Annotated in this window: 23 protein-coding genes; 5 read left to right on the forward strand and 18 right to left on the reverse strand. The window is 38.1% G+C overall.

The genetic code is table 11. From position 1 onward, the window contains the following. Positions 1–12: 12 nt before the first annotated feature. From ACPF63_RS08955 to ACPF63_RS08990, 8 genes are all read right to left on the reverse strand, one after another. Positions 13–429: an RrF2 family transcriptional regulator gene (locus tag ACPF63_RS08955; protein WP_077417295.1), complete on the reverse strand. Its 417-nt coding sequence runs from the start codon at positions 427–429 to the stop codon at positions 13–15. Positions 430–1,287: 858 nt separating this feature from the next. Continuing rightward, positions 1,288–1,782, reverse strand: a complete 495-nt coding sequence (locus ACPF63_RS08960) for a GNAT family N-acetyltransferase (protein ID WP_426482741.1) — start codon at positions 1,780–1,782, stop codon at positions 1,288–1,290. A gap of 189 nt (positions 1,783–1,971) precedes the next feature. Continuing rightward, positions 1,972–4,119 (reverse strand): M43 family zinc metalloprotease, encoded by a 2,148-nt coding sequence (locus ACPF63_RS08965; protein ID WP_426482742.1) that lies wholly within the window; start codon positions 4,117–4,119, stop codon positions 1,972–1,974. A gap of 82 nt (positions 4,120–4,201) precedes the next feature. Continuing rightward, on the reverse strand, positions 4,202–5,467 hold the full coding sequence (locus ACPF63_RS08970; protein ID WP_426482743.1) for an NAD(P)/FAD-dependent oxidoreductase: 1,266 nt from the start codon (positions 5,465–5,467) through the stop codon (positions 4,202–4,204). A gap of 8 nt (positions 5,468–5,475) precedes the next feature. Next, the gene (locus ACPF63_RS08975; protein WP_426482744.1) at positions 5,476–6,474 is read right to left on the reverse strand and encodes a 4-hydroxyproline epimerase; all 999 of its coding nucleotides are present in this window, start codon (positions 6,472–6,474) and stop codon (positions 5,476–5,478) included. Beyond that, positions 6,471–7,961 carry an aldehyde dehydrogenase (NADP(+)) gene (locus tag ACPF63_RS08980; RefSeq protein WP_426482745.1) on the reverse strand — a complete coding sequence of 497 codons (1,491 nt, stop codon included), beginning with the start codon at positions 7,959–7,961 and terminating at the stop codon, positions 6,471–6,473. Before ACPF63_RS08980 ends, ACPF63_RS08975 begins: the two co-directional genes overlap by 4 nt. Positions 7,962–7,977: 16 nt before the next feature. Then, the gene (locus ACPF63_RS08985) at positions 7,978–8,883 is read right to left on the reverse strand and encodes a dihydrodipicolinate synthase family protein (protein ID WP_426482746.1); all 906 of its coding nucleotides are present in this window, start codon (positions 8,881–8,883) and stop codon (positions 7,978–7,980) included. A 91-nt stretch (positions 8,884–8,974) separates the two neighbouring features. After that, positions 8,975–9,856, reverse strand: a complete 882-nt coding sequence (locus ACPF63_RS08990) for a helix-turn-helix domain-containing protein (RefSeq protein ID WP_047385074.1) — start codon at positions 9,854–9,856, stop codon at positions 8,975–8,977. A 175-nt stretch (positions 9,857–10,031) separates the two neighbouring features. Between ACPF63_RS08990 and ACPF63_RS08995 the strand changes: the two genes are divergently transcribed. After that, complete coding sequence (locus ACPF63_RS08995) at positions 10,032–11,420, forward strand: aminopeptidase P family protein (RefSeq protein ID WP_426482747.1); 1,389 nt, start codon at positions 10,032–10,034, stop codon at positions 11,418–11,420. A 19-nt stretch (positions 11,421–11,439) separates the two neighbouring features. Next, positions 11,440–13,611, forward strand: coding sequence for a DPP IV N-terminal domain-containing protein (locus ACPF63_RS09000; RefSeq protein WP_426482748.1), 2,172 nt, complete (start codon positions 11,440–11,442; stop codon positions 13,609–13,611). Positions 13,612–13,684: 73 nt separating this feature from the next. On the opposite strand, the gene ACPF63_RS09005 is transcribed toward ACPF63_RS09000, so the two are convergent. Beyond that, complete coding sequence (locus ACPF63_RS09005) at positions 13,685–14,248, reverse strand: outer membrane beta-barrel protein (RefSeq protein ID WP_426482749.1); 564 nt, start codon at positions 14,246–14,248, stop codon at positions 13,685–13,687. A gap of 115 nt (positions 14,249–14,363) precedes the next feature. Then, positions 14,364–14,789: a hypothetical protein gene (locus tag ACPF63_RS09010; protein ID WP_139348537.1), complete on the reverse strand. Its 426-nt coding sequence runs from the start codon at positions 14,787–14,789 to the stop codon at positions 14,364–14,366. A 130-nt stretch (positions 14,790–14,919) separates the two neighbouring features. Between ACPF63_RS09010 and ACPF63_RS09015 the strand changes: the two genes are divergently transcribed. Then, positions 14,920–15,525 (forward strand): DNA-3-methyladenine glycosylase, encoded by a 606-nt coding sequence (locus tag ACPF63_RS09015; protein WP_426482750.1) that lies wholly within the window; start codon positions 14,920–14,922, stop codon positions 15,523–15,525. A 94-nt stretch (positions 15,526–15,619) separates the two neighbouring features. Here the strand turns inward: ACPF63_RS09015 and ACPF63_RS09020 are convergent, their stop codons facing one another. The 3 genes from ACPF63_RS09020 to mug form a co-directional block, all read right to left on the reverse strand. Next, positions 15,620–17,500: a hypothetical protein gene (locus ACPF63_RS09020; protein ID WP_426482751.1), complete on the reverse strand. Its 1,881-nt coding sequence runs from the start codon at positions 17,498–17,500 to the stop codon at positions 15,620–15,622. Between the two features lie 13 nt (positions 17,501–17,513). Next, positions 17,514–18,413 carry a T9SS type A sorting domain-containing protein gene (locus ACPF63_RS09025; RefSeq protein WP_426482752.1) on the reverse strand — a complete coding sequence of 300 codons (900 nt, stop codon included), beginning with the start codon at positions 18,411–18,413 and terminating at the stop codon, positions 17,514–17,516. A gap of 205 nt (positions 18,414–18,618) precedes the next feature. Continuing rightward, positions 18,619–19,128 carry a G/U mismatch-specific DNA glycosylase gene (mug, locus tag ACPF63_RS09030; protein WP_426482753.1) on the reverse strand — a complete coding sequence of 170 codons (510 nt, stop codon included), beginning with the start codon at positions 19,126–19,128 and terminating at the stop codon, positions 18,619–18,621. 300 nt (positions 19,129–19,428) lie between these two features. Here mug and ACPF63_RS09035 point away from each other — a divergent pair, with 300 nt between their 5' ends. Further along, positions 19,429–19,746, forward strand: a complete 318-nt coding sequence (locus tag ACPF63_RS09035) for a DMT family transporter (RefSeq protein ID WP_426482754.1) — start codon at positions 19,429–19,431, stop codon at positions 19,744–19,746. A gap of 279 nt (positions 19,747–20,025) precedes the next feature. Here the strand turns inward: ACPF63_RS09035 and ACPF63_RS09040 are convergent, their stop codons facing one another. The 5 genes from ACPF63_RS09040 to ACPF63_RS09060 form a co-directional block, all read right to left on the reverse strand. Further along, on the reverse strand, positions 20,026–20,730 hold the full coding sequence (locus tag ACPF63_RS09040; RefSeq protein WP_426482755.1) for a LytR/AlgR family response regulator transcription factor: 705 nt from the start codon (positions 20,728–20,730) through the stop codon (positions 20,026–20,028). Next, the gene (locus ACPF63_RS09045) at positions 20,708–21,793 is read right to left on the reverse strand and encodes a sensor histidine kinase (RefSeq protein WP_426482756.1); all 1,086 of its coding nucleotides are present in this window, start codon (positions 21,791–21,793) and stop codon (positions 20,708–20,710) included. Before ACPF63_RS09045 ends, ACPF63_RS09040 begins: the two co-directional genes overlap by 23 nt. A gap of 141 nt (positions 21,794–21,934) precedes the next feature. Further along, positions 21,935–22,342 carry a DoxX family protein gene (locus ACPF63_RS09050; protein ID WP_077417329.1) on the reverse strand — a complete coding sequence of 136 codons (408 nt, stop codon included), beginning with the start codon at positions 22,340–22,342 and terminating at the stop codon, positions 21,935–21,937. 129 nt (positions 22,343–22,471) lie between these two features. Then, a complete protein-coding gene (locus ACPF63_RS09055) occupies positions 22,472–22,975 on the reverse strand; it encodes a TlpA family protein disulfide reductase (RefSeq protein WP_426482757.1) in 504 nt (167 codons plus the stop codon). Position 22,976: 1 nt separating this feature from the next. Further along, positions 22,977–23,405, reverse strand: a complete 429-nt coding sequence (locus ACPF63_RS09060; protein WP_219072713.1) for a rhodanese-like domain-containing protein — start codon at positions 23,403–23,405, stop codon at positions 22,977–22,979. A gap of 143 nt (positions 23,406–23,548) precedes the next feature. Between ACPF63_RS09060 and ACPF63_RS09065 the strand changes: the two genes are divergently transcribed. Further along, positions 23,549–25,213 carry an FAD-binding dehydrogenase gene (locus tag ACPF63_RS09065; RefSeq protein WP_426482758.1) on the forward strand — a complete coding sequence of 555 codons (1,665 nt, stop codon included), beginning with the start codon at positions 23,549–23,551 and terminating at the stop codon, positions 25,211–25,213. The last annotated feature ends 10 nt before the right edge of the window (positions 25,214–25,223 follow it).

Here is a 25,223-nt window from a genome sequence, read left to right on the forward strand (position 1 = left end):
GTAAAAAAAATTTTAATCCTTGTTGATAAACTTAGTCAGAGTGGCCTCCATCATACTTGTTCTGGTCTTTTCACGAACGATGATGAGTTCTTTTCTCAGATAGCAGACTGCTTCATCTACACAATCGTCACATGCTTCATAAAAGTTTAAAGAGACACAAGGTGTAAGGGCAATAGGGCCATCGAAAATCCGGTAAATATCTGCTAATGAGACGTCATCAGGTGATTTTAACAAATAATACCCTCCTACTTTGCCTTGCTTACTATTGACAAGTTTGGCTCTTTTGAGTTCGAGGAGAATTTGTTCCAGAAACTTTTTGGGGATGTTCTCATCTTGTGCAATAATGGAGGTTGACAGAAAGCCCTGGTTATAATTCCTTGCTAATCTGACCATTGCTTTAAGCGCATATTTGCAACGTTTTGACATCATAATTTCTGCAAGTTATGATAAATATCTGATAAATGAAATGTTTTCTGTGTAAGGCTTTGATTATATCTTAACCACAAAAGTCATAAAAGATAAAAAAAACACTTAAGTTGATTTTAAGTGACAGGGTAAGCTGTTGAGAAGTTCACTTAAGCTTAAAAATCTTTGATTTAGTCTTAGGAAAAAGAATATGTGTAAACATCTGTGTAATCTGTGGTGGAAAAATACACAATTTAACCACAAAAGTCATAAAAGATTAAAAAAACACTTAAGTTGATTTTAAGTGACAGGTAAGCTGTTGAGAAGTCCACTTAAGCTTAAAAATCTTTGATTTAGTCTTAGGAAAAAGAATACGTGTAAACATCTGTGTAAATCTGTGGTGGAAAAATACACAATTTAACCACAAAAGTCACAAAAGATTAAAAAACACTTAAGTTGATTTTAAGTGACAGGTAAGCTGTTGAGAGTCCAGTAAAGGTTAAAAATATTTGATTTCATTATTTGCTTAATCTTCGGAAAATAAATGCGTGCAAACATCTGTGTAAATCTGTGTAATCTGTGGTGGAAAAATACACAATTTAACCACAAAAGTCACAAAAGATTAAAAAACACTTAAGTTGATTTTAAGTGACAGGGTAAGCTGTTGAGAAGTTCACTTAAGCTTAAAAATCTTTGATTTAGTCTTAGGAAAAAGAATACGTGTAAACATCTGTGTAAATTCGTGAAATCTGTGGGTGGAAAAAATGATGAAGTCGTTGGAACTGAATGGGGAAACCACCCCGTCAAAAATTCTTTGAATTTTCGCCACCCCTCCAGCAGAGGGGAATTCGCAGATCTCCGGTTCTAAGTATCAGGACTTGTTTACTCTTTCTGTAATATAAAGTAAGCCAATTCACTATCCTCCCGTTTCAGATTTTCAATTCTCTTAAAGTTGTTGTTCAGAAGGACTTTCTGAGATCCGATATTATCAAGATCAGTTACAGCAACAATATCTTTCTTAAGATTTAATGAGAAACAATAATCAATAAGGGTTTTACAAACTTCAGTTCCGAGTCCCTTTCCCCAGTAATTTTCGCCTAAAGTATACCCTATTTCCAGCTGATCTGGATTATCAAGGAAGATTCTGGCCAGGCACATTCCCACAAAATCGTTATTCTGAGTGCTGAATATTCCCCATCTGCTGAATGGCCCTGCTTCATAATCTGCCAGTGCTTTATCAAACATTTCCTTATATTCTTCAGGAGTTTTGTAAGGCAGATAGCGGGTAACATTCTCATTTTCAAAAAGAGTGGAAAACAATAAAAACTCTTTGGGTGTAAATTCACGGATGATAATCCTTTCGTTTTTATAATGCATTGGAATTGTAATTACAGAATAAAAGTACATAAATAAATTATGAACTGAACCTATATAATAAAAAATTGGGCTTAACTTTTAAGCCCAATCAACTGCATATGAATACTAAACTATTATTCATATTTCTGAGAAAAGTGTTTTGTTATTTAAAAAGTTTTAAACCAGTCTGTAACTGCTTTGAGTTTGATTCTATTTTTTAATGAATTTTTGGGAAGATTTCCCTAAAGAAGTTTCAATATCAATTAAATAAGTTCCGCTTAGGAAGTGTTTAACATCAACCTTATCACCAATAACTTTAGCATTCATTTTTCTTCCAAACATGTCGTAAACAGAAATTGATTTAATTTTCCCTTTTGTTTTAATATTCAATACATCAGAAACTGGATTTGGATAGATGGATGTTTCTGAGTTTGTTGTATCAACGCCTGCAGTGGATAATGATAATGCACAAGGGGTTGTAATGCTGCCATATGGTTGTGTATTATATCCAAACTCTGTTACAGAATAATTTGAACCATTTGCCCCCACAATCAGTTTGAAATAGCCGTTAATGTTGTAGCCTTCGAATTGGTTTCTAAAACCAACATAAGCGGTTTGGCCAGACCAGTTAGTATATGTAGGAGTGTATACGTCAAGTTGTCCGGGAGTACCAGTTGGATAACCTATATTATTTGCATTAGTTATAGTGGTGCAAGCCGGAATTAAGCTAATATTTCGTGTTCCTGTTTCACATACTAATCCTTTCCAATAGGTTTCAAATTTTAATTGATTTGCTCCATAGTACCAAGCGCCATACCCTGCATCATCACTAAGCTCCGGATTAATGATAAAATATTTCCAAGTTGCCCCGGAATTGGTTGTTACTGTTGTTGCTGTTGGGTTGGCATAACTTTCCAGAGGAGTTCCTGTAACTATTTTATAAGGATCTTTGTAAGAAAAAGTTAATGCCAAAGCTGTAGTTGATCCTAATGAAGTTACGCCTCCTGTTATAGCCCCATTTAGGAACGTAATTGATGAATTCAGGACCTGACTTTTAGGATGACTGGTTGCCGCACCATTTATGGTAAGTGTAGCAGTAGTAGGGCTTGTAACTGCTATAGTTGCTGTTAGTCCTGCTGGTAATGAAGAAGTGAAATGTGTTCCTGCAGTAAGAGTTGATCCATTGGGTACGGCAAATGTTGCTCCGTTTAGCGTAATCGTTGATGTAGGGGCAGATGCTACTGTTCCATCTAATGACACGGCTCCATTATTGTTTAAGTTCTCTGTAAATGTACTGTTGCTAAGGGTTAATTTAGGTGGAGTATTAGCAACTCCGGTTGCGGCTAAGTTGGCAGGCTGCCATAAATTTATTCGCGAAGGATGATTTAATGCGGCTAGCATTCTGTTGACTTGTCCATTGGTAAACATTTTATAACAACCGGAAGAACCATTGTATCCCATATAGTTTTCAACGTTCACTTTTTGTCCAAGACAATTGTTGCCAGCTGCACATCCTAATCCATTAGAATTATTTTCTACAGGGGTGTCAGCAACTCCATCACCATCATTACCAGGGTTCGCAGTTGAACAAAGAACATTAAACGTATGTTGAAGATTTAACCAATGCCCAAATTCGTGAGTGAATGTATCAGAAAACTCGTTTGAAGCTACTGTTCCTGCGGCATTGAATATATAACGCCCATTATAAACAACTCTGGATGTATTTACTGAAGTCATGTATGAATCCGGATACCAGGCAACTCCTGATTGATATAAATCTTTATTAGCATATAGGTCATTTTGTATATACACATTCATATACTTTGTATTATCCCATGCATCTGCGCCAATTTGTGCATCATATCCACCTCCGTTGCCATATCCACCTTTGAAAGGGTGAAATACCACTCCGCTTGTTGCTTTTCCGGCTGGATCAATTTTAGCTAATCGAAATTCAATACTTAATGCTCTTTTAATAGATTGGAAATCAGGATCTACGGTATTTGAATCAGTGTTGATTCCATTGAAGTTTAAGTTGATTTGTTGCAGTAAGTCAACTACTTTTTGGTAATTTACTTTTACATTACTCTGAGATTCTCCATACACATGAAAAACCACAGGGATAATGTAGGTTGGATTGTTGATCGTATTATTCAATGGAGTTTTGTTTGATTCCATTTTTTTTACAAAATCTTTGGTGAATTTCTCAAAATTTTCATATTCAGCCTTAGATTCAGGGTGCAGTTCAAAATGTTTTTTCATCATTTCATCTGCTTTACACTCATGAGGTCTATTTTCCTGAGCAAAACCTATTATTGGAAATAGGGAAACAAGTAGTAGTAATTTAAATTTTTTCATAAATTTTGGATTTGTTTGTTAATAAATTATTTGAATAATCAAATTGTTTTGGGCTTAATTTTGTGTGTTATGTGATGTTTTTTTAACTAAATCTTTCAGGGTTGAATATATTGATGTCAACAGTTGGCTTTTGGCCATTGGCAAGTTCTGAAACTGTTTTTCCAAAAATGGGTCCTAAACTTAATCCCATCATACCGCCGCCGCCTGCAATAATCAGGTTTTTCAACTGGGAAGACTGTCCCAGATAAGGCAGCCCATCCGGTGCACAGGGTCTGTAGCCAAACCATATTTCAGATTCCTTTTTATAATGCATTTGAAAGTCAGGCAAATATTGAGGAATAGACCGGACGATACCTTCTACTCTTTTCATATTAATTTTATCATGATGGGAAGCCAGCTCCATCGTTCCTCCGAAACGGATCTGCCCATTCATAGGAGTGACAGCCACTCTTGCTTCCAGTAGTAAGGCAGCATGGTTCAGGGTGTTGACCGGATTTTCAGGGGTATGCATGAATGAATATCCTTTGCCGGGCATTAATTGAATTTTGATTCCTGCCTTCTGAGCCAGTTCAGGGAGAAATGAACCTCCTGTCATGACGAAACAATCTGCTGTAAACTTTTTATCATTGGCAATTACGGCTTTAATCCTACTTTCTGAAGTTTCAATTCCGGTTACTTTGTGATGGGTATAAAAAACGACACCATTATTTTTAAGATAAGAGATCATTTGTTTCATCAGTTTCATCGGATTCATATGACCATCACATTTGTAATTAATCCCTCCTATAACGTCCATCCGGATATTAGGCTCAAGTTCCTGAATTCCTTTTTGATCCAGAATGTCAACAGTTAATCCCAGATTGATTGCTTTATGGGCAAGTTCTGTTTCTTCTTCTCTTACTTTTTCGGTTTTGTAGAGCATCAGAATCCCATTCTGATTAAGTTCAAAATCAAATTCATTCTTTGCTGCAATCTCGTTATAGAGAGTGCTGCTCGCCAGATTAAGGTCTCTGATCGCTGATGCCGAACGGTCTACATGCTTCTGATTGGAGTGTTTTAAGAACTTTATCCCCCAGGAAAACAGATCAGCATTGAATGAAGGCTTTACATAAAACGGGCTTTTGCTATCAAACATCCATCGGATTCCTTGGGCAACAACACCCGGTGCTGCTAACGGAGTAAAGTGGCTGGGTACGATCATTCCTGCATTGCCATAAGAACAATTGTTGGAAAGATCATTCTGCTCCAGGATTTCTACACTCCAGCCTTTCTGTAAAAGATAATAGGCGGAGCTTAAACCTGCTATTCCTGCACCAATAATGAGTGCTTTTCCTTTATTTTGTGTCATATGTTTGTTTACATAACCTGAAATCCCTGCCAATAAGGATCTTCATCATCAATAATAATATGGTTATAGCCGGTAATTCTTGCCCAGCCTTCTACTGACGGAATAATTGCTGATTTTCCATCAACAGTATCCGTTCCTTCAATTCTGCCGATGAATTGGGATCCGATATAGCTTTCATGGATAAACTCTTCCCCCTCTTTTAATTTACCTTTAGCATACCATTGAGCCATTCTTGCAGAAGTACCTGTTCCGCATGGTGAACGGTCTAGGGCATTCTCTCCCACTAAAACAGCATTTCGTCCACTTGCTTCAGGATCTTTGGGATTGCCTGTCCATTGAATATGGCTTAATCCTGTAATATGTTCATTTTCAGGATGAATAAATGAGTATTTTTCATTGAGTAATTTTCTGATGATCTTTCCATAATGAATAAGCTGGCTAGCTGTAAAATCAGAAATATCTCTGAAATTTTCCTGTGGATCTATAATCGCATAGAAGTTTCCGCCATAAGCTACATCTGCTTTTATTACTCCAAGATCCGGACATTCAACTTCCAGATTTTCAGCATAAAGAAAGGATTTTACATTGGTCAGTTTTACAGACGTTACTTTTTTGCCTTCCTGTACATAATCAATGAGAATAAGTCCTGCAGGTGTTTCAAGGCGCAGTTTTCCGGGAATTTTAGGAAAAATCAGACCTTCTTCTATGGCAATTGTTACTGTTCCTATCGTTCCGTGCCCACACATGGGAAGACATCCGCTGGTTTCAATATATAAAACTCCGATATCATTTTCTTCGTCAATAGGCGGATACAAAATACTCCCACTCATCATATCATGACCTCGAGGTTCAAACATGAGCCCTTTCCGGATCCAGTCGTACTCTTTCATAAAGTGAAGCCTGCGCTCCATCATGGAATTTCCTTTTAAAATGGGGCCACCTCCTGCAATAAGACGTACAGGGCAGCCGCAGGTGTGTGAATCTATACAAAAAAATGTTCTGTTCATGTTGTCTGTAATTTTAATGATCCTGAATTGACTTCTCCGTTTACTATTCTGTTGATCTGCAATGGATTTTCATTCTTCAGCTCTTCCGGCAAAAATTCATCCGGCCAGTTTTGGAAAGAAATAGGACGGATAAACCTCTTGACAGCATCCGGGCCTACAGAGGTAAAACGGGAATCAGTAGTGGAAGGAAAAGGACCTCCATGCTGCATGGCATAAACAACTTCTACTCCTGTAGGCATTCCGTTGAATAGCAACCTTCCGCATTTATCCTTCAGAAGATTGATCAGCGTAAGGTTATTCCGGGCATCTTCATCGGTAGCTGCTAAGGTAATTGTTAACTGTCCTTTCAGTTGTTGAGCAATTTCCATCATTTCTTCCCGGGTTTCACAAGTTACAATGATCCCAAAGGGTCCGAAAACCTCTTCACCCAGCACAGGATTTTTTATAAAGTTTTGGGCACTGGTTTCTATCATCATAGCACGTCCCTGCCATTCATCAATTTCTGTATTTGCTGTTGCAATAATATGTACTTCCGGCTGTTCTGCTGCAATGGTTTTATGTTTTTCAAAACTTTCATAGATCCCTTTGTGAAGCATATTTGCGGGAATCGTTTCCTGAATTCCGTTTTTCAGGGTATTGATAAAACGGTCCAGGGCTTCTCCTTTAAGAGCAATACATACTCCCGGGTTGGTGCAGAATTGTCCTGCTCCTAATGTTAAGGAGGAAAGATATTCTTTAGCGAAAGCTTCTGCTCTGTTTTCAAGCAAATCCGGCAGGGCAAATACAGGATTAATGCTTCCCATTTCTGCAAAAACCGGAATGGGATCTTTACGGTGGTTAGCTATGTCAAACAAAGCTTTTCCTCCGGTAAATGAGCCGGTAAACGCAACGGCTCTGATCTCCTGATGCTGGACCAAATAAGCCCCAATATCATAGGATGTTCCGGTAATATGGCTGAAGATTCCCTCAGGCCATCCAAATTCTTTTACAGCAGCTGTTATGGCATCAGCCATTAGTTGAGAGGTATTAGGGTGTGCGGGATGCGCTTTTACAATAACAGGACAGCCTGCTCCAATGGCACTCGCCGTATCACCGCCCGCTGTAGAAAAAGCAAACGGAAAATTACTTGCCCCGAAAACAACCACAGGTCCTATGCCTACATTGTATTTTCTGAGGTCTCCTTTTTGCTTGTCTGGCTGGGCAAGATCAATCCGCGGTTCTGTATATATTCCTGTGGCTACAGCTTTTGCATAGCTTCTCCATTGTCCTGCGGTTCTTGCCTTTTCTCCGGTAAGTCTTGCCAAAGGAAGTGAGGTTTCAGAATGGGCCATTGTCAAAAGTTCTTCTCCCAATGTTTCAATCTTATCGGCAACTGTGTTCATGAAGGCCGCCCGTTCTTTTACAGTGGTATTCTTCAGAAACTGATAGGCATCGGCAGCCATCTGAATTCTCCTATCAATATTCTCTTTTGATGCTTCTTCAATCATAGCTTTATTTCTGAAGTTAATCTAATACCGGGCGGTTGGCTATGCCCTCTTCAATGATCTTTTTTACTTTTTCAGCTTCTTCGCCATGAAGTTCCAGGCGTGGTGCTCTTACATAAGGACTGCTGATCCCTTCCGCTGTAGCAGCCAGTTTGATGTACTGAATAAGTTTAGGATGAATATCCAGCTCCAATAATGGCATAAACCATCTGTAGATTGCTACAGCTTTGTCATATTTACCCGCTTTAACGGAGTTGTACATTGCCATAGTTTCATTAGGGAAAGCATCTACAAGACCGGCTACAAGGCCATCTGCGCCAAGCATCAGGGTTTCCAGACAAATGGTATCTACCCCACCAAGAATTTTTATTCTTTTTCCAAAACGGTTAATCATTCTGGTTACATTGGCAAGATCTCTTGTAGATTCTTTAACAGCTTGAATAGTTGGGTACTCAATAAGTTCCTCAAACATTTCAAGAGTAACATAAATTCCGTAATCTACAGGATTGTTATAAATGAGGATAGGAAGATCTGTAGCAGTAGCTACTGCTTTAAAATATTCTACCACCTCACGGCTGTCTGCTTTATAGCGCATAGGAGGAAGCAGCATAAGTCCGTCAGCACCTGATTCTTTAGCTTTTTGAGCGAAGTGTACTGCATTTTTGGTCGTATTTTCAGAAAGATTAAGAATAACGGGGATTCTTCCCTGAGTGATCTTTTTTGCGTATTTCAGCAGTTCAAATTTTTCTTCGGTTTCTAAAGCACTGGCTTCACCTAATGTTCCTGCAAGGATAATTCCATGAACGCCTGCTTTAATCTGGGCTTCTGTATTGAGAGCAAACATTTCAAAGTCGATCTCACCTTCTTTGGTAAAAGGAGTTAATACAGCAGGATAAATACCTTCCCAGTTTAGTTTTGTACTCATATCAAATAATATTTATCCAAAACTAGCAGAATTTCAAAACGGTAAATGTTAATATTTTAATAGATACTCACCGTATTTTAACAGGTTGTTTTTATTGCTCTATGGTAGCCTCTTTGTAATGCTTTAGGTATTCTTTAGGTGAATATTTCATAATGGACTTAAAAACGCGGTTAAAATTGGTAAGACTGTTGAATCCGCTATTAAAAGCAACCGAAGAAATACTGTACATATTGCTGGATGTCAATAGTCTGCATGCTCGCTGTACACGGAGCTCATTAAGGTATTCAATATAAGTGATTCGGGTTCGTTTTTTAAAGGATCTGCAGAATGCCTGCGGGGTCATACAGGCTTCCCGGGCAATACTGTCAAGGGTAAGTTTCGTTTGGGCAAAGTTCTTCTTAATAAAGGTCTGGGCATCTATAATTCTTTGATCATAGTCTGAAATGTGATTAGGAAGATTTTTTTCCGAAGATAAAGGAATATGCAGATGTCTGTTTTGCATAAGATGGTTCAAAATGCGGATGAAATCTATGATCTGTTCTACTCCTTCTGTTTTTTGTAATGCTGCAATGTTTTCCCCAATATTTATTTTTAGTTTAGGAGCAACCTGAAAACCTACTTCTGAATGGGCAATAAAATTTTTAAGTTCCCCAAATTCCGGCAGGTCGAAAAATGCGGCGATCTTTTTATAAGGATCAAAAAAGATAGAGATAGAATGAACTTTTTGCTTTTCATCTTTATCAAAATTACCCCTGAAGACATGCGACTGATTGGCTCCCAGATAGAAAATGTCACCAGCCTCAAAATTGAAGAGGTTCTGTTCTATGGCCAATGTTCCGTGTCCTTTAAGAATCCACATGATCTGGGTTTCCGTATGGCGATGGAAATAAGGATAAAAATTGGGCATTATATCTTCCTGAATGCGGATACTTTTGTTGGTGTCGGCAGGGACTGAAAACTGAAGACTCTTCATAGAATCAATATTTTATGGGCTATCGGTTAAAATATGACCGAATTTAAGCAAAATATGAACACTGAATGTCAAATTAAAATCCAAACTTTACATTATTCTTTATTTTCATGAATAAAGAGCGGTCAATAGTACAAAATCGTAACTTTAAAACTTTAAATTAAAAAGTATTCATAATATGTTTTCAACACAAACCTATCAAGATAGAAGAAAAGTATTACAAAGTAATGTAGCCAACGGAATTTTATTGTTTTTGGGAAATATAGAGAACCCTGTGAATTTTGAACACAATCCTTATTATTTCCGCCAGGACAGTACCTATTTATATTATTTCGGAATCCAGGAACCCCGTATTGCGGCCATTATTGATATTGATGAGAATAAGACCATTATTTTCGGAGATGAATTAAGTATAGATGACATCGTATGGATGGGCAGACAGGAAACACTGAAAGAGAAAAGTCTGAAATCCGGAGTACAGGAAACCATGCCATATACAGAACTTGCTCAATATATTCTGAAAGCACAGACTTCCGGCAGAAAGGTACATTATCTTCCTCCATATCAGTCTTCCAATAAAATTTTGCTTGGCGATCTGCTTGGAATTAAAATAGCAGCATTACAGCCTTCTGCAGAGATGATTAAAGCCATTGTGAAGCAGCGTTCTATAAAAGAGCCTCAGGAAATAGTGCAGATAGAACAGGCAGTGAATGTATCCAATGAAATGCATTTGCTGGCAATGCAGATTGCAAAACCGGGCATTAAAGAATATGAAATTGCGAATGCCATTCAATATCTTGCTGCCAATAAAGAATGTCAGATGTCTTATCCTCCGATCGTAACCATCAACGGAGGAATTCTGCATAACCACTACCGTCTCAATACCTTGAAAGAGGGAGATCTTTTCCTTAATGATTCCGGAGCGGAAACTGCAATGGGATATGCGGGAGACCTTACCAGAACATTTCCTGCGGGCAAAACCTTTACCACTAAGCAAAAGGAAATGTATGAAGTGGTTCTGAATGCTTTTAACAATGCCCAACAGCTTCTTAAACCGGGAGTAAGATTCAAAGATATTCATCTGAAAGCCTCACAATACCTGGTAGAAGGTCTTATAGATCTCGGACTGATGAAAGGAAACCCTGAAGAAGCGGTAAAAAACCATGCCCATACTCTGTTTTTCCAATGTGGATTGGGGCATATGATGGGACTCGATGTGCATGATATGGAAGATCTTGGAGAGCAGTACATTGGTTATACTGAAGAAGAACCCAAAGATACCAAAACATTCGGTCTTAAATCTTTACGCTTAGGAAAAGCCCTTGAATCCGGATTTGTAGTAACAGTTGAACCCGGTATTTATATGATCCCGGAACTGATTGATATCTGGCAGTCTGAAAATAAAAATGCAGATTTTATTAATTATGATACAGTGAATGAATACCGAAACTTCGGAGGAATCCGTGTGGAAGATGATTTCCTGATCACGGATGACGGATACAGACTTCTTGGGAACGGGCTGATCAAAACCGTTGAAGAAATTGAAAATTATAGAGCTGAACATTGAGCTTAATCAAATACTATCTATGAAGAACATAAAAAAACTAACGGCTATCGCATTGTACTTCCTGTGTCTGTCACCATTGGCTGCACAAAAGACACAGTGGACTCCGGATGGCAATGCTTACTATTCATTTACTAAAAAAGGGGTTGAAATTGTTGATGTACTGCATCCCGGAAAAGACCAGACTCTTTTAGACAGCAATGAACTGATTCCTGCGGGAAGTTCTGAAGCGTTGCAGGTACAAAGTTTTCAGGTATCTCCGGACGACAAAAGTTTATTACTCTTTGCCAATACCCGGAAAGTATGGAGAGACAATACCCGTGGAGATTACTGGATTTTCGATAAAAATACTAAAAAACTTACCCAGCTTGGGAAAGGCCTGCCATCTTCATCACTGATGTTTGCAAAATATTCTCCGGATGGAAAAAAAGTAGCGTATGTGTCTAAGCATAATATTTATGTTGAAGATCTTTCAAACAATCAGATGACCAAGATCACTACCGATGGAACAGACGGAATGATCAACGGGACTTTCGACTGGGTCTATGAAGAGGAGTTTGGAACTCAGGATGGTTTCCGATGGTCACCGGACGGTAACAAAATTGCCTACTGGAAACTGGATGCAAGAGGTACAAAAAACTTCCTGATGATCAACAATACAGACAGTCTGTATTCATTTACAGTTCCTGTAGAGTATCCGAAAGTGGGCGAAAATCCTTCAGGATGCAGCATCTGGTTCTATGATCTTGCTTCTAAATCTTCAAAGAAAGCAGATGTTGCAGGAGATGAAATACAAAACTATATTCCGAGAATGGAATGGGTACTGGATTCTAAATCCGTTATTCTCCAGCAATTGAACAGAAAGCAGAATCAAAGTAAAATTATTGTAGCAGATGCCAGTTCCGGCAGCAGTAAGGCTATTTATACGGAAACAGATGCTGCATGGATTGATATCAAATCCCGCTGGAATGATAATGACCCAAGTGGCTGGGACTGGATTGAGAATGGAAAAGAATTCCTTTGGCTTTCTGAAAAAGACGGATGGAGACATATTTATAAAATAGATATGAGCGGTAAGGAAACATTGATTACAAAAGATGCTTTCGATGTGATAAAACCTGAGTTTTTCGATGTTCAGAACAAACAAATCTACTTTTCAGCTTCACCCAATAATGCGACGCAGAAATACCTGTATAAAGTAAGTATGAAAGGAGGAAAAGCACAAAAAGTAACTCCTGAAGCTTATAAAGGTTCTAATAAATATACAATATCACCCAATGGGAAGATTGCTCTCTTTACGAATAACAGTGTCAATGCAATTTCAATGGGTTCAGTAATTTCGCTTCCGGAACATAAAGAACTGGTTGCTGCCAAAAGAACAGCAAAAGCAGATCCTGCAAGGTCTAAAGCAGAATTTTTCCAGATTGCAACACAGGATGGAGTTACATTGGACGGATGGGTAGTAAAACCTAAAAATTTTGATCCTAATAAAAAATATCCGATTGTTTTTATGGTTTATGGAGAACCGGCAACACAAACGGTAACAGACAGTTTCTATACAGGATGGAATGATTTATATGTTGGTGATATGGCTGAAGATGGTTATCTGTATGTTTCTCTTGAAAACCGCGGAACACCTGCTCCAAGAGGCCGTGAATGGAGAAAATCGGTGTACCGTAAAATAGGACAGCTTAATATCCGTGATCAGGCAATGGGAGCCAAAGCTTTATTTGCAAAATGGCCTTATGCAGATACCTCAAGGGTTGCCGTATGGGGATGGAGCGGCGGAGGTTCTTCTACCCTGAACCTTTTGGGACAATATCCTGATATTTACCAGACAGGGATTGCTATTGCTCCGGTGGCTAATCAGCTGTTCTATGATAATATCTACCAGGAAAGGTATATGGGGCTTCCACAGGAGAACAGAGAAGATTTTGTCAATGGATCTCCACTGGCTTATGCTAAAAATCTAAAAGGAAATCTTTTACTGGTTCACGGAACAGGTGATGATAATGTACACTATCAGAATACAGAAGTATACATCAACGAACTGGTAAAATACAACAAACAGTTTCAGCTGATGTCTTACCCTAACCGAACACACTCTATTGATGAAGGAGAAGGGACATCACTGCACCTTGCTACAATGTTTACTAAATTTTTAAAAGAACATTGTCCTCCGGGAGGAAAATAGAAAAAGAAAAAACCAGATATCAGATTATCTGGTTTTTCTTTTAAATAGGGGTAATGAATATTGATCCTGCTTATTATAAACTGTAAGCCAGCCCTACATTTCCTATTCCTTTATATCCAAAACCTACTTCGGCATTTACTCCCAGTCTGCCTCCTAATCTGATTCCGAGTCCTGTAAGTTGGTAATTAAAATGTGAGACATTTTGTAAAGGATTCCTACTCTTTTCCAATGTTAATCCTAATCCTATTCCTGAATACATGCGAAACTTTGGCTTGGATATATAGTTGTAGTTACTTTTTACGGCAAAAGTATAATTGTGTGATTTTTCTGATGATTTATCGGAATATTCTCTCGTTACCTGTTGATATGCGAGGTCTGTCCCAATAATCCATTTATCCTTTATTGCATAGTTATATTCAACAACAAAAGCTCCGGAATTTCCTGTCTCATAGGGGCCATAACCAAATGTAAACACACTGCTGAAAGCATTAATAAAATCTGTGGTCGTTCCAAGTCCATAGGCAATTTTTATCTCTGAGCTTCCCTTACTTTGGGCTTTAATCACGTTACTGCCAACAATTAATAATAACAAGCAAGTAGTTTTACATAAAGCTGCAGATAATTTTTTCTTTTCCATTTTGCAAAATTAAAGCTAATAATGCAGCAGTAAAGCTTTAATGCATTAGAATACAATTAGAACTCACTTAAAATATGGTTAAAGATAATGTTGGATTTCCATTTTTATATAAGTTTTATTTTCTTTTAAATACAATGGTCCAGGTTATATAAAAGGGCTCTCCTTTGTACTTGTCTGTCTCTTTCATTACAATTTTCATGGTGGTTTTGTCTAATTGAATGATTTCAAATTTTCTTTCAGAGTTGCTTCCATCAAATAAAGATAACGTCTTATAATCAGGACCGAATGAATATGAAAAGTAAAGCTGTCCACTATCCATAATAGAACCGTCAGCATTAAACTGCATGATATCTTTGCTGCTAAATTTAGAATTATTTATTACAGTACGTTTTCCGTTAGTTTCAATCCCTTCAGCATAGGAAAGTACAGGATGCCATTTTCCGACAATCATTTTTTGATACGATTGCTGATAAGGAATATTGAATGCCAATGCTGTCAGACAAAAAGTAATCATAAACAGCGTCAAATTAAAAGATTTCATTATAATTTTGCTTTTGGATTGAATGAATATCAATAACTCATATTCAAATGTAGTGACAATCTGTTTATCTCTATGAAAATTGTTTTTATATCCTTACTTTTAACCTGTTAAATTCATTAAAACCATTCATTTGAAACTGCCACTCTCCTATTATTCCAACCAGGATGTCCTTTTTCTCGCTCAGGATCTTCTGGGAAAAGTTCTTTTTACAGATATAAATGGTGAAGTAACAGCCGGAATTATTGTAGAAACAGAAGCCTATTTCGGAGTACTGGATAAAGCTTCCCATGCTTATGGAGGCCGACGGACAGACCGCACTGAAACGTTGTACAGTCACGGTGGTGTTTCCTATGTTTATTTATGCTATGGAATTCATCATCTGTTCAATATTGTGACCTCTGTAAAAGATGAGCCTCATGCTGTATTAATAAGAGCTGTTGAGCCACTGGTAGGAAAAGATATCATGGAACTCAGACGGAATATGCCTGCCGATAAAGCGGCTATTTCTTCCGGCCCCGGATCTGCAGCCAAAGCTTTAGGTATTGATAAATCTTTTAATAAAAAAGACCTGGATGGAAATGAAATATGGATTGAAGATCACGGAATTCAATATTCCTCTGATAATATTATAAAAGCTCCCCGTATAGGTGTTGCATATGCACAGGAAGATGCATTTTTACCCTGGCGGTTTTTTATAAAAGGCAATAAATATGTAAGCAGACCGAATAAAGCATAAGAGTTGATCTATTAAAACTTTAGTTATACCAGCAAAAGAAATCCCGACAAAAAAAATGTCGGGATTTTTTATAAAATTGAATCTGAAAATCAAATTACTGTATAAAAGTTACATCACCTTTAAAGTTTTCGCTGCCGGAACAATTGGTCAGCTTAAGGCTCCATGAGTATACTCCCGGAATATTAACATAGGGTCCCGGATTACCATTCGCATCAGGAGTGTATCTTCCATCCCATCTGATCTGGCCGTTATAAAAACCGAGACAGGTTGTTTCATATTTGTAGTAAACACGGGTTCCCCAGCGGTCATACACACTAAGTTCATATGAATAGGCATTGTATGCAGGTATGGCATATTGGTTCATCATCGTGTTATAAATAACAAACGGATTGGTTACAGACATGCCGGTAGGTTTAAATAAGCCTGGAAAAGCACCTGTAAAAACCGGAGGAGTGATTGTTGCCGTATTTGTTCCGCAAGCACTTGTGACAGTTACCGTTGAAGCTGTGTTTCCTGTTACAGCAGAGGTATCACTGGTACTGCCTGTGTTCCAGGAATACTTAATGCTGTTTGTAGCCTGCTGCATATGAAAACCGTAATCCGGACCTACTTCAGCTTCATTACCGCAGAGTTTGATCCATGGGTCAAATTTCACAGTGCCTGTTCCTGTACAGTTATTATAGCTTACACATCCGAAAGCACCCCGCACATTCTGAATAAGAGTAACATATACCCATTGTGAATTTTTACAGCCGTTATATTCAAATACAACCCTGTACTTGGTACACTTGGTAGGTGTTACAGTGATATCGTTAGCCGGAGTAAAGGGTCCGCCAATAGGTCCGCTATAGGATACGCTGCCGTTACCTATAAAATTACCCGCTTCATCATACCATTTGTAGCTTGTGGCTGAACCATTACCCGGAGCATTCACACTGGCTCTTAATTTAACGCTTGAGCCACAGCAGATCACTTTATTGCTTGTCTGAATGATAGGGAATTCTATTTTAACAATTTTTGAAATCACTACCCAGCCACTGGTACAGTTCCGGACCTGAAGAGTAACTTTATAATAATGCCCGCTTTGTAAATTAATCCCACTGGACCGCAAGCTGTACGTTCCTACAGGCCCATTACGGGTGACAGCAAAAGGCGGGCTTCCGATGAGGTTCCCCAAAGCATCACATTCCTGGGCAAACCATACATATTGAGACTCATTAGTTGTGCGGCTTCCGCTAAAAAGAATGGGATCATCAATATTACATACTGTAGAAGGTCCTACAAGTACAGGTTCAGGAGGTACCGGCTTGCAAAGGGCATCTATGTAAGCATAGCCAAAATGTCCGCTATCTCTGCAGTCTGCAGTTGCAAAATAAATGGTCAGCTGCTGGCCGACATCCTGAGAAGGAATAGGAAGGCATAACGTCTGCCACTCCTTCCATGAGAGAGGTTCACCATTATAGCTTGTGGTCTGGAGGAATGGATCAGCCACGTTGCTGCCGTTAATTTTAACAGGGGAAATGACCAGATTACCAGGTGCGGTACTGTTGGCAAGGTCATTGGTTCTGCTGACCCAGTAACTGAAAAATCCATTGATCATAGAATCGCTGTGGGCTCCCTGTAAAACCAAAGCATACATAAATGATATTGAGCTTCCTGCTGTGAAGGTATAAGACATGATTTCCGCACCGTTCATAGCAGTAGAATTTCCTAACCTGAAAGCACTGTTGCCTTCTCCCACCATCGGTAAAGAAGCGCCTAGTATCGGGTCATTACCTATTCCCGTCACGGTATGCTGGGTTGGTGATAGACTTGGAGTAAAGGTTGATAAATTCAGGGTTCCTGTTGTGTTGCTTCCCACATAAGTCTGCCAGTTGCTGAAATTACCCATTTCCGCATCACCGTTTGGACATTGGGCATTAATGCATGTCATACTCCATAACATGCAGGTTAAAAGGATAATTAGTTTTTTCATAATTGACTGCATTTTATTGAACAATGATTTTTTGAGTAACTGGCGCCTGCCCCTGAGCATTAAACTGTACCAGATAGTTGCCGGCTGGAAGATTGATGTTGTGCTGTATGGTATGTCTTCCGCTCCTGATCTGCTTATCACTGAATACAGTATCTGCAGTACGGCCATTCATATCAATGATCTGAAGGCTGGCCTGGCTCTCTTTTTCCACCTGATAAGTAATATTGATCACATTTTTGGCAGGATTGGGAGCAACAAGCAGAGGAAATGTAACAAGAGATTTTCCTTTGCTTACAACTTTATACTCGGACTTTAAGAATCCTACAGTGCGGTCAATATAATATATGGCAGCAATTGTGTTTCCTGAAGCATCACGGAAGAGATAGTAGGCATTGTCATAATAGTAATCAATATCTGCATTCTTTAAGGTGTATTGATCAATGATTTCATCAACCCGGATATTCTCATGCTTTTGACCGTCAAAAGTAACATTCTGATTGTCATAATGGCGAACCTGGGGATTGTGGCCGGAAGGAACTTTTGCACCCTCATTTAAAAAGAGATCTGCAGGGAAATAGTCCTGCCCTGCCAATACTTCTTTGATTTCTTTTGACCGGAGTTCAATCGGAACAGTGTTTGAAGATCTTCGCTGGATGTCACTGGAAAAGCTGTTCCTTTCTTTACCATACAAAGAAATGACCTGATCGGCCGGATAAGGCTTTTCATTCACAGGCTCACTGACTCTGGACTGTGCTCTGAGTTGAGATGAAAATGCGGTAATAAGGACCGAACAGAGTAAAAGCCGGTTCATTTTTTTGAAACATAGCTGTGGTATGCCTGAGCATACATTCCCTTTTGTTGAACCCAATAAGACAAAATGCCTTTTGATGAATTCGTACTCTTTTGTTTTCATAGTGCTATTTAATGGTTTGAGTTTTAAATGTATCAAACAATCAAATATCAGGGGAGAATGAATAATTAACTGGGAGAATTAGATTAGCAAATGTGTTGTTTTTTCCCTTAAGTGTGATTTTGAAAAAGGGAGACGGAAAATAATCGGGTACAAAAATTGAGGAGCAATTTTGCCACTCCTTTTATACTGCTGATATTGTGTACGACTAGTTCTGGCTATTTTTTACAGCCTGATAAAAACTGCTGTAATAGTAAATAAGATCCGCAAGAGAAAATCCCCGGTTCAGACCGCTGGTATTAGGTAAAACACAAACTTTGGCTCCACAGAAATCTTCTGGCTGCAGTCCCCATAGAATTTCTTTCTTTTTAGAGAAAGCCTTATAAGCTGCTTTGCCGAGAAAAGCCACATATTGAGGTTGGTATTCTGTTATTTTTGCTTTAAAAGTATCCAGGGCATCGTCAAACTCTTCTTTTGAAAGTTCATCAGCACGGGAAGTTGCTCTTGCAACGGCAGTGGTGAGTCCCAGTCCGAAATCCAGAATAGAAGTATCATTCACTGCTTCCACTTCATAAGGAGTAAAACCTGATTGATGAAGAACCTTCCAAAAACGATTACTCTTTCCTGAAAAATGATGTCCGTCATCTGATGATTTTAAACCGGGATTGATTCCGCAAAAAATAACGTTTAGATGAGCTGTAATGATGTCTGTTAACATAATTGATATGAATGGTCTATAGAAAATAAGCGACTTCTGCCTTCTCTGTTTTCATAATATAAAGATATCAATATTAGAGAGATTTCCAAACTTACATCCTATTCCGGAATATTAAACGGTTCACGGTGTGTATCATACGTTCCATCGCTGTTTTTTGCGGTGTCACACAGTTTATTTTATTGAATATGAATGGATAATGATAATTTTGTAGTCGTAATTGAGATGGAGTATTTTATGGTAAAGAACTCATTTTTAATAACATTTTTTTCAATAACAGCACCATCATTAAAAATAAGAAGTATGAACTGGATTGCATTAATTATCGCAGGAATTTTTGAAATTGGATGGCCTTTGGGACTTAAATTATCTCAACAGCCGGAAAATAATAAATGGAGCTGGATCATATTTTCGATCGTATGTATGGCTGTTAGCGGAGGCTTTCTTTGGTACGCTCAGAAAAGCATCCCTATTGGAACTGCCTATGCCGTATGGACCGGAATTGGGGCTGTAGGAACTTTATTGGTGGGAATTCTGTTTTTTCAGGATTCAGCTAGTATTTTACGATTGCTTTCTGCATTACTGATTGTTGTAGGAATAGTTGGACTCAAAATATTTTAAAATAAATATAGCCGCAAAAAGAAATTGGCTTAAGATTATTACTAATCATTAAGCCAAATCATTATTCAACATTCGAATAATAAACTAATCCAACTCATTTTCCAGACTTAATATTTTTTATGCATTCTGTTTTTCATAAAGTAAATTTGAATAAACAAACAGAATTTCGGAAAAAATATCTATCAACAGAGATGCAGAATCTACAAAACTTTTAATTTCGCAGTTTTTTTAATGAAAAGGCTGAAAATCTGGTGGGTTTAAACAATTTTATTCTCAATATTAAAGCTCCAACAACGGCTTATACGTTCTTCCCACAGGAAGCTTTTTTCCATTAATCTGGATAATATTGGCAGATTTGACTTCAATTTTTGATTTGGATATAATGTACGATTTATGAATACGGGTAAACATTTTGGGATTTAAAGCCTCTTCTATTTTGCTGATGGGCATTTTAAAAGTGAAGCTTTCTGTTTTGGTGTGAATATTAATATACTCTCTCAAACTCTCAATGTAGAAAATATCATGTAAAATAATTTTAACCTGTTTTTTCCCGCTATTGATAAAGATAAAATCACGTTCCGACACTTCCAGTAAAGCGTCCTCCGCCTCCATTAAATGTTTGAACTTTCCAATCGCTGTCAGAAAACGTTCATATGGAATAGGTTTCATCAGATAATCCGCAATATCAAGTTCATAGCCTTCAACAGCATATTGATGATAAGCAGTGGTAACAATAACGAATGGAGGATTATTTATTTTCCTCAGAAAGTCAAAGCCTTTTACTACGGGAAGATGGAGGTCCAAAAACATCAGATCCACCTCATGAATGCTTAAAAGACTGCTGGCATATACGGCATCAGCACATTTTCCTACAAGATTCAGTTCCTGATCCCTGGAGATAAAACTTTCCAGAATTTCTGCAGCAATGGGCTCGTCTTCTACGATAATGCAGTTGTATTTTTTAGAGGCTGTGTGTTGTGTCATGGAAATTTATGGTTAATGTTACAATATAGCGGCTACTTTGATCTTCCACAGAAAGTGTATGTTGAGGATAAAGCAGTTCAAGCTGTCTCCGGATATTTTTCTGACCTATTTTTGTGGAATGTGTATGAAGTATTTCTTCTTTGGAATTCTCTATGAAATAAGTAAGAATTCCGTTTTTCAACCGGATATCGATGGTAATAAATGCCTCTCCTAAACTTTCAGAAACCCCATGTTTGAAGGCATTTTCAACAAATTGTATCAAGATCAGCGGTGAGATTTCCTGAGAAGGATGATCAATATCTTCCGTAAAGTTGATGATGAGATGCCGATGCCGGATTTTCTGAATCTGTATGAAATCTTTAATGTTTTCAATATCCTTGGCTATAGAAATGCTTTTTTCTGCTGCTTCATAGATATTATACCGCATTATCTTGGAAAGCTGAAGAATAACATCCGGAGTTTCATCAGCTTTTTTCAGGGCCATTCCGTAAATATTATTGAGGGTGTTGAACAGAAAATGCGGATTGATCTGTGCCTTCAGCATAGTAAGTTCCTGATCCAGTTTTTCAGACTTTAGCTGGGAGATCTGTTCTTTCAGAAGATTTTTCTGACGGGTAATTTCAACCCCGAAAATCAGACCTACCATAAAAATAAGGTCCATAAAAGAATTGAATGCCACATAACCATTGATAAATCCCGACGGATATTTTCCATCCAGAGTTTCTGTAACTCCATAAATATAAGGGTAAATGATATAATGCGTTAAAAAGCGATGCCCAAAAACAGCGGTGATCACGATAAAAATATAGAGAAGATATTTGAAAATTTCCTTAATATGAATCTTTTCAAATACATACAGCAAGGCATAAGCAAGCGGCATTTTGATCAAAAGATATCCCAGTTCCAGGATCAGAGTATTCTGAAGCCTTACTGACCATTGGAAATCCGGAAACTGATACCTGGACCAGTAAAAGTCAAGGTAAACTTCCAGGATATAATACAATATCCAAAAAAGCAAATGAATCTGCCATTTAGATCTTTTGTATGGTTTCAGGTTGATCATGATTTTTAAGAATACAAAGTACGATTTGTTCAATCAAATATAGAAATATAAGTGGACCAAATTGAGGTAATGATCTACAAACTACGATTTTGAATGGTCGTCTTGGAAACTAAAATATAAAACTGCGGATTTTAAGCAAATTTAAATATCCTTTTCATGGGGAAAACGGTTCTGCTTTTTAAAATAAATTTCAGGATACATAAGGTTCAGAAAGCTGAAGATCAGCAAAACATTGAATTCAATTCCATTCGTTCCACCTCCCACTACAAACCAGCCGTTTTGCCAATGAACGAAATAGATTCCAAAAACGAAAATAAGAATATTACCAATAGCCACGGGCTTTATATATCGGTCAAACCAAAGTAATGGCACAGAGAAAAGATGGGTTAGTTTTACAGCCCATGCAATATAAATCCCAATGGGACTGAATCCTATACTATCCAGATAAAAATGCCCGAAATTATTAACATCTCCACTGAAAATAGAAATTACACTATGCATCAGCAATATCACTGACAGCCCCAAGCGAAGGAAGACACTTTTTTTCATACCTCAAAGCTATAAGAAAAAAGAAAGGATTGATGTATGTTGTATATCAATTGCTTTGTAGTGTATATGAAAAAATAAAGAGCAGTAATAGATGTACTGCTCTTTGAATATTTGTAAGATTTTATATTCTTAATTCTGACTTAAAGTTTTCTTTAAAAACTCCTCCAGATCCTTACCGTGAAGATTTTTAGCTAAAATCATTCCCTGTCCGTCGATGATGACATTAAAGGGAAGTTCATCAACTTCGTAAAGTTTGGCTACAGGACTTTTCCAGAATTTTAAATCACTGATCTGTATCCATTTGATCGTAAACCGGTCAATTGCTTTCTGCCAGCTTTCTTTATTTTTATCTAAGGAAACTCCAAGAATTTCAAACTTATTGTTTTTTACCTGTTCAGAATAGGTGTCATACAATGTTTTCAGCTCAGGCTGCTCCTCTACACAGGGTGCGCACCAGGTTGCCCAGAAATCGATCAGAACCACCTTTCCTTTCAATGTTGAAAGAGCGAATGAAGTTCCGTCTGCCTTGGCCATTATAATTTCAGGGGCTTTTTTCCCTACTTCTATTGTACTTTGAGCAGCAATGAACCCTGAGAAAATTATTAAAAATAATAAGGTAAAACCAGTCTTCATATTAATCATTTGTAGGATAATCTTTATCTAGCCAGTCTGTTTTGATGTTTTTCGGAAGATTTAAAAGCTTTGCATTTTTAAAACCCATTTCCATTAGTAATGCAAAAGCAGGACGTATATTAGGACATTTTACAAAAGGACAGCATCCGCAGTAGATTACAATTTCTCTGTTTTTAGGAATATCTTTAAGATAATTTCTCAGTTTTTCCAGGTTTTCAGGCTCATGCGTTGGTCCTATATCTACAGAACCTTTGATGATGGCTTCCGGACCTACTGAAATGATCACCAGATCTTTTGTTGTATGCTTTACAATTCTGGAAGCCAGTAACGCCGGATCCATCAGCTGGCTGTCTTTCCATGGATCCTGTTTTTGCTGTGCCTGACTGAAAATGGAACAGACAAAGCAGGTAATGATAAACAAATACTTCATACTTCTATTTTTCACAAAGATAAGATGAAAAGTTTAGAGTTCGAAGCTGAAAGATAAAAGCAAAATTATTTTAATTTTCAACCCGATTACAAATAATTTTATACATTTATATTAAGTATCATTCAAAAAAAATACCTCATAAAATGGAAGAAACATTCCAGCCTGATGCCATCATCATAGGAAGCGGACTGGCAGGGCTTACTGCTGCGATGGAAATTACCAATGTCGGGAAAAAAGTACTGCTTTTGGATCAGGAAACCGAACAGAATATAGGAGGGCAGGCATTCTGGTCTTTCGGAGGTTTGTTTCTGATTAATTCGCCTCAGCAAAGGAGAATGGGAATTAAAGATTCTTATGAACTGGCCCTTCAGGACTGGAAAGGGACTGCCGGTTTTGACCGTCCGGAAGACTACTGGCCCCGTCAATGGGCAGAAGCTTATCTGAAATTTGCTTCCGGTGAAAAGTATGAATACATCTCGAAATTGGGTATTAAGCTGATGTTTATGGTGGGCTGGGCAGAACGTGGTGATGGTTCAGCAACAGGGCATGGAAATTCAGTACCTCGTTTTCACGTAAGTTGGGGAACCGGGACAGGTGTCGTAAAACCATTTGTAGAAAAAGCTTACAAAGCTCAGGAAAAAGGATTGCTGCAGATGAAATTCAGGCACAGAGTGACAGAATTGCTGGTTGAAAATGGAAAAATAAGAGGTCTTAAAGGAGATATTCTGGAAAATGACACTCAGGAAAGAGGTGCTGAGACTAACAGAACTGTTAGCTCAACCTTTGAATATACTGCTCCAAATATCATTATAGCTTCCGGAGGAATTGGTGCCAATCACGAGCTGGTAAGGAAAAACTGGCCGGAAAGACTAGGTAGAGCCCCGGACAATATGGTCTGTGGTGTTCCTGCTTATGTAGATGGCAAAATGATTGGTATCGCAGAACATACAGGAGCTCATATTATCAATCGTGACAGAATGTGGCACTACACAGAAGGTTTACAAAACTGGAATCCCATCTGGCCCAACCACGGAATCCGGATATTGCCAGGACCATCATCTTTATGGTTTGATGCTGAAGGTAAACGGCTTCCCGCTCCCTTTCTTCCCGGATTTGATACATTGGGAACCTTACAATATATACAGGAAACAGGATATTCTTACTCGTGGTTTATCCTCACTCAGAAAATTATAAAAAAAGAATTTGCTCTTTCAGGTTCGGAACAGAATCCGGATATTACCAATAAGGACTATGTTCTTTTTCTGAAAAGAATTTTTGGTAAAAAAGCTCCCGGGCCGGTAGAAGCTTTTAAAGAACATGGAAAAGACTTTATTGTATCAGATAATCTGGAAGATCTGGTGAAGAGAATGAATGAACTGGCTGGAAATAATCTCTTAAAATATGAGAAAATAAAATCTCAGATCGAAGCGAGGGACAGAGAATTAGATAATAAATTTTCAAAAGATACTCAGGTCAATTATCTCCGGAATACCCGGAATTATTTAGGGGATAAACTTGGGCGTGTAGCGGCTCCCCATAAGATTTTAGCGCCTGAAAACGGACCTTTAATTGCTGTACGGCTCAATATTTTAACCCGCAAAACGTTAGGGGGAATAAAAACCAATCTGAATGGCCAGGTATTAAAAGATGATGACAGTATCATTGAAGGACTGTATGCTGCCGGAGAAGTGGCTGGTTTTGGCGGTGGCGGAATGCATGGTTACAGAGCGCTGGAAGGGACATTTTTGGGAGGCTGCATTTTTTCAGGAATGAAAGCTGGGAAATATATTGCAGGACTTAAAAATTAAATAATAGTAC

The organism is Chryseobacterium sp. R2ACT005, from assembly GCF_049949215.1.
GTDB lineage: Bacteria > Bacteroidota > Bacteroidia > Flavobacteriales > Weeksellaceae > Chryseobacterium.

Bases quoted from the DNA above. Each gene is read 5' to 3' on its own strand.
- ACPF63_RS08955 (WP_077417295.1), bottom strand. From the start codon at position 429: ATGATGTCAAAACGTTGCAAATATGCGCTTAAAGCAATGGTCAGATTA.
- ACPF63_RS08960 (WP_426482741.1), bottom strand. From the start codon at position 1,782: ATGCATTATAAAAACGAAAGGATTATCATCCGTGAATTTACACCCAAA.
- ACPF63_RS08965 (WP_426482742.1), bottom strand. From the start codon at position 4,119: ATGAAAAAATTTAAATTACTACTACTTGTTTCCCTATTTCCAATAATA.
- ACPF63_RS08970 (WP_426482743.1), bottom strand. From the start codon at position 5,467: ATGACACAAAATAAAGGAAAAGCACTCATTATTGGTGCAGGAATAGCA.
- ACPF63_RS08975 (WP_426482744.1), bottom strand. From the start codon at position 6,474: ATGAACAGAACATTTTTTTGTATAGATTCACACACCTGCGGCTGCCCT.
- ACPF63_RS08980 (WP_426482745.1), bottom strand. From the start codon at position 7,961: ATGATTGAAGAAGCATCAAAAGAGAATATTGATAGGAGAATTCAGATG.
- ACPF63_RS08985 (WP_426482746.1), bottom strand. From the start codon at position 8,883: ATGAGTACAAAACTAAACTGGGAAGGTATTTATCCTGCTGTATTAACT.
- ACPF63_RS08990 (WP_047385074.1), bottom strand. From the start codon at position 9,856: ATGAAGAGTCTTCAGTTTTCAGTCCCTGCCGACACCAACAAAAGTATC.
- ACPF63_RS08995 (WP_426482747.1), top strand. From the start codon at position 10,032: ATGTTTTCAACACAAACCTATCAAGATAGAAGAAAAGTATTACAAAGT.
- ACPF63_RS09000 (WP_426482748.1), top strand. From the start codon at position 11,440: ATGAAGAACATAAAAAAACTAACGGCTATCGCATTGTACTTCCTGTGT.
- ACPF63_RS09005 (WP_426482749.1), bottom strand. From the start codon at position 14,248: ATGGAAAAGAAAAAATTATCTGCAGCTTTATGTAAAACTACTTGCTTG.
- ACPF63_RS09010 (WP_139348537.1), bottom strand. From the start codon at position 14,789: ATGAAATCTTTTAATTTGACGCTGTTTATGATTACTTTTTGTCTGACA.
- ACPF63_RS09020 (WP_426482751.1), bottom strand. From the start codon at position 17,500: ATGAAAAAACTAATTATCCTTTTAACCTGCATGTTATGGAGTATGACA.
- ACPF63_RS09025 (WP_426482752.1), bottom strand. From the start codon at position 18,413: ATGAAAACAAAAGAGTACGAATTCATCAAAAGGCATTTTGTCTTATTG.
- mug (WP_426482753.1), bottom strand. From the start codon at position 19,128: ATGTTAACAGACATCATTACAGCTCATCTAAACGTTATTTTTTGCGGA.
- ACPF63_RS09035 (WP_426482754.1), top strand. From the start codon at position 19,429: ATGAACTGGATTGCATTAATTATCGCAGGAATTTTTGAAATTGGATGG.
- ACPF63_RS09040 (WP_426482755.1), bottom strand. From the start codon at position 20,730: ATGACACAACACACAGCCTCTAAAAAATACAACTGCATTATCGTAGAA.
- ACPF63_RS09045 (WP_426482756.1), bottom strand. From the start codon at position 21,793: ATGATCAACCTGAAACCATACAAAAGATCTAAATGGCAGATTCATTTG.
- ACPF63_RS09050 (WP_077417329.1), bottom strand. From the start codon at position 22,342: ATGAAAAAAAGTGTCTTCCTTCGCTTGGGGCTGTCAGTGATATTGCTG.
- ACPF63_RS09055 (WP_426482757.1), bottom strand. From the start codon at position 22,975: ATGAAGACTGGTTTTACCTTATTATTTTTAATAATTTTCTCAGGGTTC.
- ACPF63_RS09060 (WP_219072713.1), bottom strand. From the start codon at position 23,405: ATGAAGTATTTGTTTATCATTACCTGCTTTGTCTGTTCCATTTTCAGT.
- ACPF63_RS09065 (WP_426482758.1), top strand. From the start codon at position 23,549: ATGGAAGAAACATTCCAGCCTGATGCCATCATCATAGGAAGCGGACTG.